Origin of the sequence: Nonomuraea sp. GTA35 (genome assembly GCF_041950525.1) — a bacterium.
Taxonomy (GTDB): Bacteria; Actinomycetota; Actinomycetes; order Streptosporangiales; family Streptosporangiaceae; genus Nonomuraea.
In genome coordinates, this window is the sequence record NZ_JBGNUV010000011.1 from 208,817 (window position 1) to 219,916 (window position 11,100).

Sequence of the window (11,100 nt, forward strand, 5' to 3'; positions counted from 1 at the left end):
CTCACCCCGCATCGGAGCTGCGGGATGATCACAGGAGGCGTACCGTGGGTTCACCACAAGATCGAAAGGTGTGCCGTGTCCATCCCCCTCACCGCGTTATTGCTGGCCTCGTCACTCATTTCGCCGTCCGCCGCGCTGCCCGCGTGCCCGCAGATCTTCGGGCACGGCGGCTACCCCACCGGCGCCAACGCCTGGGAACGGGACCAGATCCGCCAGCCCAACAACCCCACGGCCATCCGCCAGTACAAGGCGTGGGGCTCGTCAGGCGTCGAGGCCGACCTGCAGCTCACCAGGAACGGCACCAAGGCCGTCATGTGGCACAACACCTCCACCTGGGGGTTGACGGGCACGAAGAAGAACATCACCGAGATCTGGTGGGCGACCGGCGACACCAAGCTCGACGGCCGGACCATCACCCGCGGTCCCTTCCAGGGCGAGACCGTCCACACCTTCCGCGAATGGCTGGCCGCGATGAGGTCGGCCGGCATGGTCGGGCTGGTGGAGATCAAGCCCGAGGCCCGGCAGTCGCTGTTCAGCACCGACGCCGCGATCAAGGCGCGGGCGTGGGCGGAGGTTCTCGACCCCGTCAGGGAGAACCACCGGTCGCAGGAGATCATCCTGTACTCCCACGACAGCGGCATCGCCGCCGAGCTCAGGGCCCGGGTGACGGCCGCGGGCATGACGCAGGTGCTCAGCGGCGGCCCGATCTGGCCCGACGTCACCAGGTGGGAGGAGCCGCCGCCCCCGTGGCAGCTGAACGAGAACGCGTGGAAGGCCGCGCTCCAGAGCGGCGCCAGGCGCATCGCCACCGACTACCCGTCCCAGCTGCGGGCCTGGCTGGTGGGCAAGTGCCAGTGAGGGCGAGGCGGGCCCCGGACGACGTGCGGCCGGGCGGACGTCGCCCGGATGCCCGGACGAGCCGACGGCCTATTTCCCCGTATTTCCGTATCATTGGGGCATGAACGCTGGGCTTCCGGAACCCGTCCGCCGTGATGAGTGGCGCGTCTCGCATGACGAGCGCGAAGCGGTGGTAGAACGACTGAACACGGCGGCGGCCGAGGGCCGGATCGACCTGGGCGAGCTGGACACGCGGCTGGAGCTGGCGTTGAACGCCAAGACGTACGCCGATCTGGCGCCCCTGACCGCCGATCTGCCGCCGGACGTCCCGGTGGACCAGGAGCCGCTGGTCGTCAAGGGCGGCATGAACGGCGCGACGCGTTCCGGGCGCTGGGACGTGCCCGGGCACATCACCGTGTACGGCGGGATCGGCGCGGTCAAGCTCGACTTCACCCAGGCCGAGTGCCGGCTGCCCGAGGTCCGGATCGAGGCGCAGGGCCAGATGGGCGGCATCACGATCATCATCCCCGACGGGTGGGCCGCGGAGACCTCCCGGATGGACGGGGGCATGGGCGGCTTCACGGACAAGACCACGCCGCAGCGGCTCCCCAGGACGCCGCTGATCCGCCTCACCGGCAGCGGCGGCGCGGGAGGCGTGGTCATCCGGCACCCCAACACCTGGGAACGCCGCAAGCAGCGGCGCCTGCAGGGGCATTGAGGGCGGGGCTCGCGGCCCGAACCTGCTGACCGGTAAAACTCGCAGATCATGACATCGGCGGTCACAACCCGACATTGGAGGCGGCGGAGGGCCGTGCCGTGAGAAGATCGAGATCATGATTGCACTGCCTGGCTCAGGCCGTCGCGGCGTTCTCGCCTGCTCGCCGGCCGCCGACACGTCCGTGACGTCCCTGGCGCGGCCGGCGCTGCCCGGCCTTACGGGCCCGGCCGGTCACGCGAGGCTGCGAGGCCGTGCGGCGCTGCCCGGCCATGCCGGGCGTGCGGCCGTGACCGCGAGGGCGGGGACGGCCGAGTGCTGAGCCTGCCCCGAACAGACGCCGCCGCCCCGACGATCCCGCCCGCCGCCCTCCCGGCGACCGGCGAGGAGCAGGGCACGGGGCGTCCCGAGAGCGCGGTGCCCGACGGGCCGCGTACGACACCGGTTGCGGACGAGTGGCGCCTGGCGGCGATGGTGGAGGAGCGAGGTGAGACCGGGGTGGCGCAGGCCGTTCCGGAAGAGGCCGTGACGGATCCGGCGGTGCTCAGCGTGGGGCGGATCGGCGGGTTGCGGCCGCGCCGCCGTCCCGGCGACGGAGGCGAGGCGTCGGGCGCCGACGTCGACCTGGTCGACTCCCTGGCACCGGCCACCCGGCGCACCGTGGCCGCCTGGCTGCTGGACAAGCAGTCCGCGGCCACCCGGCAGACCCGGCTGCAGGTGCTGGCCGCGTTCGTGCGCTGGCTGCGCAGCATGGACCCGGCGATCGAGCTGCTCGCGGTCACCGGCGCCCACCTCGACGCCTACTGCGACGCCGCCCGCGCCGGGACGCTGACCATCGGCGTGCGCAACCCGGGCAGGCCGCTGTCGAGTGCGACCGTGTCCAGGAAACGGGCCGTGCTGTCGTCGTTCTACACCTTCGCCTGGCGCAGCGGCGTCGTGCGGCACGACCGCACCGCCACCGTGCCGCGCCCGGCGCCTGCCCGCGACCGCGACGTGCTGAGCCGCGAGGAGCGGCGGCTGCTGCGCGAGGGCGCCGCCCGGCTGGCCGCCGAGGGCAGGTCCGCCGAGGCCGCGGCCGTGGCGCTGCTGGACGCGACGGGCGCGCCCGTGTCCGCCCTGGCCGGGCTGACCGTGCAGGACCTGCGGGCGGTGACGGCCGGCGAGCCCGCCGTCGTGACCGTGCACGACGGGCGCGGCGACCTGGTGGCCTTCCCGGTCCCGCCGCTGGCCCGCTCGCTGCTGCGCGCCCTGGCAGCCGCCCGTACGGCCGGGGAGCCGCTGCTCAGGCAGCCCGACGGCCATCCGGTGGACGTGCAGTGGCTCAGGAAGGCGCTCACGGACGCGGCTCTCGCGGGCGGCGTCCCGCGCGAGCGGGCGAAGCTGCTGGACCCGCACCTGATGCGCGCCACCACCGTGACGGAGCTGCTGCGCGACCAGGCGAGCTGACCGCGAACCCTGGCAGCGACGGCACCACGAGGTCGGACGCGAGCGCCGGGTTCGGCCATGGCCACGGCGGTTCAGCCGGGCGATCGGGGCCGGTTGGCGGGTGAGCGTGGGGCGATCAGCCCGGTCTCGTAGGCGAGGACGACCGCCTGCACCCGGTCCCTGAGGCCGAGCTTGGACAGGATGCGCGCGACATGAGTCTTCACTGTCGTCGGGCTGAGGACCAGCCGGTCAGCGAGTTCGGCGTTGCTCAGCCCGGTGGCGAGCAGGCGCAGCACCTCCAGTTCCCGGGGTGTCAGCTCCGACAGGTCCCCATGGACGGCTGGGCCGGCCTCGTCGCGGCGGGCGAACCGCTCGACCAGGCGGCGGGTGATGGTGGGCGCGAGCAGGGCGTCGCCGGAGCGCACCAGGCGCACCGCGGCCACCAGGTGCTCGGGCGTGACGTCCTTGAGCAGGAAGCCACTGGCCCCTGCGGTGAGCGCGGCGTAGACGTAGTGGTCGAGGTCGTACGTGGTCAGGATGAGGACGCGGGTCTCGCCCGCGCCTGCTGCCATGATCTGCCGGGTGGCCTCGAGGCCGTCCATCTGCGGCATCCGGATGTCCATGAGCACGACGTCGGGCCGAGTACGCCGGACGGCGGCGACGGCTTCTGCTCCGTCGGCAGCCTCGGCCGCCACGTCGATGCCGTCGGCGGTGAGGATCATCCCGAACCCGCTGCGGACCAGCGCTTGGTCGTCGGCGATGACCACGCGCAGAGGCCGGTTCACCTGGTCGTCCACGGAATCCCCGCCGTGATCCGATAACCCCCGCCGCTCTGCGGCCCGGCCCGCAGGGTGCCGCCGTAGAGGGCGAGGCGCTCCCGCAGCCCGATCAGGCCCCGGCCCTGGCCGTCTCCGGCGCGCGTCGTCCGGCTGCCGCCGGTGTCGGTGACCTCGATCTCCAGCCAGTCGCCGCGGTGGCCGATGCTGACGGACGCCTGCGCGCCGGCCGCGTGCTTGATCGTGTTGGTCAGCGCCTCCTGGACGACGCGGTAGACGGTCAGCTCCACCCCGGGCGGCAGCGGGCCCGGCGGTGGAGAGATCTCGACGCTGACCGGCACCCCGGCTGCTCGTACCCGTTCGATCAACGAGTCGAGCTGGTCGAGCCCCGGCTGCGGTTCGAGCCCGTCGGCGCTGCTGCCGGCCCGCTCGCTCTCCGGACCGGCGAGCAGGCCCATGACATGGCGTAGTTCGGCCATGGCGGCCCGGCCGCCGGCCTCGACCGCCAGCATGGCCTGCTTCGACCGGGAAGGGGCCGTGTCCATCACCTTGCGTGCCGCTCCGGCCTGGATCACCATCACGTTCACATTGTGGGTGACGACGTCGTGGAGCTCCGCGGCGATCCGGGAGCGCTCTTCCTGGACGGCCTTGCGCATGGCCTCCTCCTGCGCCCGCTCCAGGTCGGCGAATCGACGGCGGCCCGCCTCGAGCCGCTGCCGCCAGGAGCGGACGAAACTCGCGGCGACTCCGGCGCTCATCACCACCACGAACGGCCCCAGCCAGCTCGGCAACGCCGGGACGGAGTCCCGGAAGGCGACGCCCGCCAGCACGGTGGCGAGGACGAGCCCGCCGACGGCCGGCACCCGGTGAGGACTGTGGGCCACGGCGCCATAGGCGGCGATGGCGAACGCCACCACGGTGATCCACGTCGCGTCGTCGTGGGTGGCCAACGCCGCGGCCAGCACCGTCCAGAAAGTGATCAGCGGGTACAGCCGCCGCACTGCCAGCGGCAGAGCCGTCAGGACCACCAGGAGCGGGAGCGGACCTGGATCCTCCTGGCGACCGGCGGGGACGACGGGCCGTTCCCCGCGGTCAGGCGGGGCGTCGCTGCTTCGTGGCGGTGGAGAGGGCCGCAGGTGCAAGGGCTCCAAGAAAGAGGGCTGCCGGCCGTCGAGGCGATGGGTGCCGTCCGCGGCGCCCGCTGTCGCGGCCACGGCGACGACGGTCAGGGCGATCGCGAGCAGCAGGTCGGCGAGGAGCGACCGGCGCGAGGGCACAGCGGGTTCCCGTACGGGCCGTAGCACATCCAGCCGCGATCGCCACCATGCACGTCTTCTGCTCACTGTCGCCACTGATGCATTGTCCCGGCCGCATGGCACGTCCCGCGTCAGCCCCGGTGACCGGATCCGACCTCCGCCAGAAGTACATCGCAAGGATGACGCCGCCGAGCGATCCTCCCCGGGAAGGGCTCGATATCGGCAAGACAGCCGACGCGGACGAATCTCGTCGGCCCCTAGCGTCGTTGTCGCCACCGGCCGCCGGCACAGGTCCCGTCGAGGCGGCCCCATCAGGAAGGACAGTCCGTTGGCTCATGCGATGGAGAGAAAAGGCATGCGCGATCCAGCCTCAGGGCACGGCACCGGCGCGGGGACACCGACGCCGCCCCGCCGGATCCGCCGAGGCGCCACCGTCGTCGCGGCCCTGCTCGCCTTCGCTGCCGCCACCTCCTGCGCCTCCGCATCAGGTCCGCTCGTCTCCAGCTCCCCCTCGCGCGAACCGTCACTCGTCTCCACCGCATCTGTCGCCGCCGATCCGTCGCCCACCCGGACCGGCACGCCACACCTGCCCGAACCGACCGGATCCCAGCCGGTCGGCACCACGTCCCTGCACCTCAAGGACACCTCCCGCGCCGACCCCTGGGTTCCCGCCGCGAAGGCGAGGGAACTCATGATCTCCCTGTGGTACCCGGCGAAATCCCGCGGCGGGAAGCGGGCCCCGTACATGACGGCGAAGGAATCAGAGCTCATCCTGCAAGGCGAGGACATCCCCGGCGTGCCGTACGACGCCTTGAGCACAACGCGGACCAACGCCTTCAGCGACACCAGACCGGCAGGACGCAGACACAGCCTGCCCCTGGTGGTGCTCTCCCCAGGCTTCACCGAACCCCGCGCCTCGCTCACCGCCCTGGCCGAGGAACTGGCCAGCAGGGGCTACGTGGTGGCCGGCATCGACCACACCTACGAGAGCCTGGCCACGACCTTCCCTGACGGCCGGGTCACCACGTGTGTCGCCTGTGAGGCCCGCAAGGACCAGGACTTCTGGAACAAGGTAGGCCGGAGCAGAGCGGCCGACGTCACCTTCGTCCTCGACGAGCTGACCGGCGCGCACCCCGTCTGGAAGGGCGCCTCACTGATCGCCCCGTCCCGGATCGCGATGGCCGGGCACTCCGCAGGAGGCGCGAGCGCCATCGCCGCCATGCTGAACGACACCCGCGTGCGTGCCGGGCTCAACATGGACGGCACCACCTTCTCCCCGATCCCGGACAGCGGGCTGTCGCGGCCGTTCCTCTTCCTGGGCACGCAGGCCATGCACAGCCCGGCAGGCAAGGACACCACGTGGGACCGTGACTGGGCGCGGCTGACCGGATGGAAGCGCTGGCTCGTGGTGACAGGGGCAGAACATGCCTCCTTCACCGACACCGCCCTGCTGGTGGAGCAGCTCGGTATCCACCGCAATCCCGGCCTGCCCGCGGAACGCGCGGTCGAGATCACCCGCAGCACCGTTCGAGCCTTCCTCGACCTGCACCTGCGCCACAAGCCCCAGCCCCTGCTGGACAAGCCCTCAACGCGGTACCCCGAGGTCAAACGGTGTGACGTCAAGCGGCAGAGCTGCGCCTAGACAACCGCCGAGCGCCCCCGGCCGGCTGCGCATGTCCCACCGTGGGCACGGCATGCGGCGGTACAGCGGCCGATGTCCACGGCGCGAGAACGTTGACAGCGGAGCCGGCCACCCCGCGGCGGTGGAGGTCAGGGGAGGACGCCCGCCGCCTCCCCCGGGAGGGTCAGGCTCGCGACCTCGCCGTACTTCTTCAGCAGCCGGGCCTTCCCCGTCCCGACGTCCACGGCGTAGAGCGCCCAGCCGCCCTTGCCGGAGTACCTGACCTCGACCTCCGTCGCGTTGTGCCAGCGGGTGGGGTGGACCATGCCGCGGTTCGAGGGCAGCCCGCTGACCGCGACCTGCCGGCCGGTCCGCCCGGTCTTGACGTCGAGCACGGTGAACACCGGCCTCGCGGCACGGACGTCCTCGCTGTCGATCGCGACCACCGTGCGCCCGTCCGGGGCGAGCTCGCTGGGCGCGATGAACCTGCCGTCGAACCGCACCGGCTTGCCGCCCCCGGCGACCGGCATGAACCACAGGTCCGTCTTGATGTAGCGGATCCACTGGACCACGCCGTCCTTGATGGTGACCGGCTCGTACTTGCCGTTGATCGTGGTGCGCCTCCCGGTCCGCGTGTCGATGAGCCGGCCCGGGTACCTGGTGCCCTCCCGCGGGTCGAAGACCAGGTAACGGCCGCCGTCGGACACCGCCAGCATGGAGCCGACCTCGATCTCCTCCTCCGGCAGCGGCACGGTCACCTCTGCCCCGGTCACCATGTCGCGCACCACGTGCGCCTGGGCCTGCCTGCTGTAGTACGCGAACGTGCGCCCGTCCCGGCTGAGCGCGACGGGAGCGTCGTGGTCGCCGGCGGTGTGGACGAGCGCCTGCGGCACCCGGTACGCCTTCCCGGCTGCCGTGACCACCCGCCACTCCACGTCGTCGCAGTCGATGCCGCGCGGCTCGGTGAGCCTCTTGCACGGCGTGCGGTACGCGTGGCTCAGCACCCCCACGTTCCCTCCGGGCAGGTCGGGCACCACGGCCGTCTGCTGCGGCACGGGAGGGGCGGCGCCCCACCGCCACGGCAACGCCACGGCGGCGCTGGTCAGCCCCACCACGGCCGCCGTCACGGCGGCGGCCAGCGCGATCGTGGTCCGCCGCCGGCGCCGGTGCCCGGCGATGGCCGCGTCCAGCAGGTTCACCTGGGGTGCCTCGGCGGCGATGCCGTCGAGAGCCGAGCGCAGCCGCGTCATCGGGTCACCTCCGCGATCTCGGGGTCGTTCAGCAGGTGCGCCAGCTCGGGAGCGATCGTGCGCAGCCGGGCCAGCGCGTGATGCGTCTGGCTCTTGACGTTGCCGATGGAGCAGCCCAGCACCTCCGCCGTCTGCGCCTCGGTCAGGTCCTCCCAGAACCGCAGCACGATCACGGCGCGCTGCTTGGGGCCCAGCTTGGCCAGCGCCTGGCGCAGCACGATGCGGTCGAGCGCGGCCTCGTCGGAGGAGGCGGCCCGCTCGGGCACGTCGGCGCTCGGCAGCTCGGGGCGCGGCCTGCGCCGCCAGGAGATGTACTGGTTGACCAGCGCCTTGCGGGTGTAGGCCTCGGGACTGCCGTCCCTGGCCAGTTTGGCCCACTGCCCCACGACCTTGATCAGGACGCTCTGCAGCAGGTCCTCGGCGAGATGGGCGTCTCCCGTGAGCAGGTACGCCGTCCGCATCAGCGCTTGCTGGCGGGCGAGCACGAACTCGCGGAAGCCGTCATGACGGTCCAATGTGATCTCCTCTCGCCCGTTGCCAACGCCACCCGCGGGACGAAAGGTTGTACCCGGCAGCCGGAAGGGGACCGGCGGATGCCGGCAGGCACGGCCGCCCGGGCCGGTGTCCCCGGCCCGGGCGGCGATGACCGGCGGGCCGTCAGCCGAGGCGGGCGAGTTCCTCCGGGCTCAGCTCCAGGGACGCGGCGGCGGCCGAGTCGACGATGGTCTCCGGGCGGCTGGCGCCGGGGATCGGGATGACGACCGGGCTGCGGGCCAGCTCCCAGGCCAGGCAGACCTGCTGCGGGGTGACGCCGTGGGCGTCGGCGATCTCGGTGAAGGCGGCGTTGAGCTCGCGCAGCTCGCCGGTGCGGCCGATGCCGCCGAGCGGCGACCACGGCAGGAAGGCCAGCCCGAGCTCGGCGCACACGTCGATCTCCGGCTCGCTGGAGCGGAACCGCGGCGAGTACTCGTTCTGCACGCTCACCAGGCGCTCGCCCAGGATGTCGTGGGCGAGCCTGATCTGCTCAGGGTTGGCGTTCGAGATGCCCGCGAACTGGATCTTGCCCGCGTCGTGCAGCTCCTTCAGCGCCCCGATCGTCTCCTCGTACGGCACCTTCGGGTCGGGCCGGTGGTGCTGGTAGAGGCCGATGCTGTCCACCCCGAGCGCCTTCAGCGAGCGGTCACAGGCCGCCCGCAGGTACGCCGGGCTGCCGTCCACGTCCCAGCCGCCGGGCGTGCGGGTGTGCCCGCCCTTGGTCGCGACCAGCACCGCGCCGGTGTCGCCGCCCCACAGGGACAGGGCCCGGGCCACCAGCCGCTCGTTGTGGCCGACGTCCTCGTGGGACGGGGTGTAGGCGTCGGCCGTGTCGATCAGGGTGATGCCGGCGTCGAGGGCGGCGTGGATCGTCCTGATCGACTGTTCCTCGTCCGGCATGTGACCGGCCACCGACATGGGCATGGCCCCGAGCCCGATGGCCCCGACCGGCCGGTCGCCGATGGTGCGCGTTGTCATGGTGTTGTGCATGGGACCCAGCCTGGCTCCTGGAGCGCACTCCAGGTCAACCGGAATCCCGCTGATCTGTCAAACGGTTGACATCTTGGCCCTGGCCAGCGCGGGTGCCGGGCTCACCCGCCGCCCGAGATGTGCTCGTCGGCGCCGCGGTAGGTGTAGAGGTCGTCGACGAACTTGCGCTTGAGTGCCGGGACCCGGCCGGTCACCCCGAAGTAGGCGCGCGTCATCGCCAGCACCGCGCGGCCGATGACCGGCTTGTGGATGGCGGCGTCGCCGTCCATGCGGGCCAGCGAGTCCCGCACGCGGGCGAAGCCGTACGGGATCATCTCCCGCTCGTTGCCGCCCATGCCGTGCTTGAGCCCGCCGTCCCGGTCCCACTTGAACTCCATGACGTGCCAGATGCACAACAGGCCGCCGGGGGCGAACACCGAGGAGATCCCGTGGAGCATCTCGGGCGTGAGCAGGGCCCGGGTCTCCTCGGTGACCGGCACCTTGGCGGAGACGGCCACGATGACGGAGTCCTCGATCCTGGCGTGCGGCAGGTACTGGCGGCGCACGCGGGAGCCGGTGCCGTCGGCGGCCACCAGCAGGTCGCCCGTCGCGCTGGTGCCGTCGGCGAAGTGGGCGGTGACGGTGCCGTCGCCGTGGCGCTCGTAGCGGGTGAACTCCTTGCCGAAGTGGACCACGTCCTCCATCCCCGTCAGCAGGATCTGGCGCAGCGTCATCCGGGAGACCGAGCGCTCGCTGTTGACGGGGTCGTCGTCGGGCCGCAGCGGGAACGAGGCGGTGACGCCGCGCTTCTCGGTCAGGACGTTGAAGTGGCGGGGAGCGCGGGCGCAGGTGGCGACGAAGGTGTCGAACGGCTCGGGCGGCAGGCACGCGCGCAGGGCCCGGTCACGCCCAGCGTCCTCGGCCCCGCGCTCGGCCTGACCACGGGCAGCGTCACCGCGATGCTCGACCGGCTGGAGAAGCTGGGCTACCTCACCCGCTCGCCGGACCCGTCCGACCGGCGCAAGGTCGTCGTGCGGATCACCGAGGGGGCGGCCGCGAGGACGTGGGAGCTGTACGGGCCCATCGCCACCGAGGGGGAGGCGGTGATGGCGGAGTTCGGCGCCGCCGAGCTGGAGCGGGTGCGGCTCTTCCTGCGCCGTTCCCGGGAGCTGTACGAGCGGCACCTCGAACGCGTCCGCGCCGAGCCGGCGAAACAGGGGCGGCGGCGGCCGCGCGGCTGAGGGCTGGTCGTCCCGCGATCGGCCCGCCCTTTCGTTTTCCGGCCGGACGGCGGCTGAACGGTTCGTCGCCTGACCTGACCGGCGCGGCGTCGGCGGGCGATGGTGGAGGTGGCTCCAGCGAGTCCCCGGGCGAGGGAAGGGCGTGGCGCGATGCAGGCCATGGGTCGTGATCCGGCTGCCCGGCACGCCGAAGGTCCCAGTCTCGTGGAGCGGGTGACGGAGGTGCGCGCCGCCACGGAGAGGCTCCTGCTCCAGGCGCGCGACATCCGGGCCGACTCCAGGCGCATCGAGGCCGCGGGGCGGAGGATCCGCCACGACCTCGCCGCGCAGCGCGAACGCCTCAGAGCCGGCTACTTCGCGATCCGCCTGCGACGCGCCGAGCGAGGGTGGGACGAGTCCGCGTGGCCGTGAGGCGCCCCTGATCGGCGGACCCGGACGGTGAGCGGCCCTGGCCAGCATGGCGGCGGCCGGAAACG

12 protein-coding genes are annotated in these 11,100 nt (G+C 72.6%); 6 read left to right on the forward strand and 6 right to left on the reverse strand.

Translation table 11 applies throughout. The features are described from left to right. Positions 1 to 75 precede the first annotated feature (75 nt). The 3 genes from ACBJ32_RS39905 (at position 76) to ACBJ32_RS39915 (ending at position 2,998) form a co-directional block, all read left to right on the forward strand. Positions 76 to 858, forward strand: a complete 783-nt coding sequence (locus ACBJ32_RS39905) for a glycerophosphodiester phosphodiesterase (RefSeq protein WP_375131184.1) — start codon at positions 76 to 78, stop codon at positions 856 to 858. A 100-nt stretch (positions 859 to 958) separates the two neighbouring features. Next, positions 959 to 1,555, forward strand: coding sequence for a DUF1707 domain-containing protein (locus ACBJ32_RS39910; RefSeq protein WP_375131185.1), 597 nt, complete (start codon positions 959 to 961; stop codon positions 1,553 to 1,555). Positions 1,556 to 1,867: 312 nt separating this feature from the next. After that, positions 1,868 to 2,998 (forward strand): tyrosine-type recombinase/integrase, encoded by a 1,131-nt coding sequence (locus tag ACBJ32_RS39915; RefSeq protein WP_375131186.1) that lies wholly within the window; start codon positions 1,868 to 1,870, stop codon positions 2,996 to 2,998. Between the two features lie 71 nt (positions 2,999 to 3,069). On the opposite strand, the gene ACBJ32_RS39920 is transcribed toward ACBJ32_RS39915, so the two are convergent. Further along, the gene (locus ACBJ32_RS39920; protein WP_375131187.1) at positions 3,070 to 3,762 is read right to left on the reverse strand and encodes a response regulator; all 693 of its coding nucleotides are present in this window, start codon (positions 3,760 to 3,762) and stop codon (positions 3,070 to 3,072) included. Next, positions 3,759 to 5,030 (reverse strand): sensor histidine kinase, encoded by a 1,272-nt coding sequence (locus tag ACBJ32_RS39925; RefSeq protein ID WP_375131188.1) that lies wholly within the window; start codon positions 5,028 to 5,030, stop codon positions 3,759 to 3,761. Before ACBJ32_RS39925 ends, ACBJ32_RS39920 begins: the two co-directional genes overlap by 4 nt. A gap of 334 nt (positions 5,031 to 5,364) precedes the next feature. Between ACBJ32_RS39925 and ACBJ32_RS39930 the strand changes: the two genes are divergently transcribed. Continuing rightward, positions 5,365 to 6,651 (forward strand): alpha/beta hydrolase family protein, encoded by a 1,287-nt coding sequence (locus tag ACBJ32_RS39930; protein WP_375131190.1) that lies wholly within the window; start codon positions 5,365 to 5,367, stop codon positions 6,649 to 6,651. Between the two features lie 128 nt (positions 6,652 to 6,779). On the opposite strand, the gene ACBJ32_RS39935 is transcribed toward ACBJ32_RS39930, so the two are convergent. The 4 genes from ACBJ32_RS39935 to ACBJ32_RS39950 form a co-directional block, all read right to left on the reverse strand. Then, complete coding sequence (locus ACBJ32_RS39935; protein WP_375131191.1) at positions 6,780 to 7,880, reverse strand: hypothetical protein; 1,101 nt, start codon at positions 7,878 to 7,880, stop codon at positions 6,780 to 6,782. After that, positions 7,877 to 8,395, reverse strand: coding sequence for a SigE family RNA polymerase sigma factor (locus ACBJ32_RS39940; protein ID WP_357885278.1), 519 nt, complete (start codon positions 8,393 to 8,395; stop codon positions 7,877 to 7,879). The genes ACBJ32_RS39935 and ACBJ32_RS39940 overlap by 4 nt, the downstream gene beginning before the upstream one ends. Positions 8,396 to 8,537: 142 nt before the next feature. Beyond that, entirely contained in the window at positions 8,538 to 9,392 is an 855-nt protein-coding gene (locus ACBJ32_RS39945; protein ID WP_375131192.1) for an aldo/keto reductase, read from the reverse strand. A 113-nt stretch (positions 9,393 to 9,505) separates the two neighbouring features. Continuing rightward, positions 9,506 to 10,117 (reverse strand): hypothetical protein, encoded by a 612-nt coding sequence (locus tag ACBJ32_RS39950; RefSeq protein ID WP_375131193.1) that lies wholly within the window; start codon positions 10,115 to 10,117, stop codon positions 9,506 to 9,508. A 93-nt stretch (positions 10,118 to 10,210) separates the two neighbouring features. On the opposite strand from ACBJ32_RS39950, the gene ACBJ32_RS39955 reads away from it, so the two are divergent. Continuing rightward, complete coding sequence (locus ACBJ32_RS39955; protein ID WP_375131194.1) at positions 10,211 to 10,624, forward strand: MarR family transcriptional regulator; 414 nt, start codon at positions 10,211 to 10,213, stop codon at positions 10,622 to 10,624. A 204-nt stretch (positions 10,625 to 10,828) separates the two neighbouring features. Then, complete coding sequence (locus ACBJ32_RS39960) at positions 10,829 to 11,035, forward strand: hypothetical protein (protein ID WP_375131195.1); 207 nt, start codon at positions 10,829 to 10,831, stop codon at positions 11,033 to 11,035. The last annotated feature ends 65 nt before the right edge of the window (positions 11,036 to 11,100 follow it).

Coding starts and splice junctions, on each gene's coding strand:
- ACBJ32_RS39910 (WP_375131185.1), top strand. CDS start 959: ATGAACGCTGGGCTTCCGGAACCCGTCCGCCGTGATGAGTGGCGCGTC.
- ACBJ32_RS39930 (WP_375131190.1), top strand. CDS start 5,365: ATGCGCGATCCAGCCTCAGGGCACGGCACCGGCGCGGGGACACCGACG.
- ACBJ32_RS39935 (WP_375131191.1), bottom strand. CDS start 7,880: ATGACGCGGCTGCGCTCGGCTCTCGACGGCATCGCCGCCGAGGCACCC.
- ACBJ32_RS39945 (WP_375131192.1), bottom strand. CDS start 9,392: ATGACAACGCGCACCATCGGCGACCGGCCGGTCGGGGCCATCGGGCTC.
- ACBJ32_RS39950 (WP_375131193.1), bottom strand. CDS start 10,117: ATGACGCTGCGCCAGATCCTGCTGACGGGGATGGAGGACGTGGTCCAC.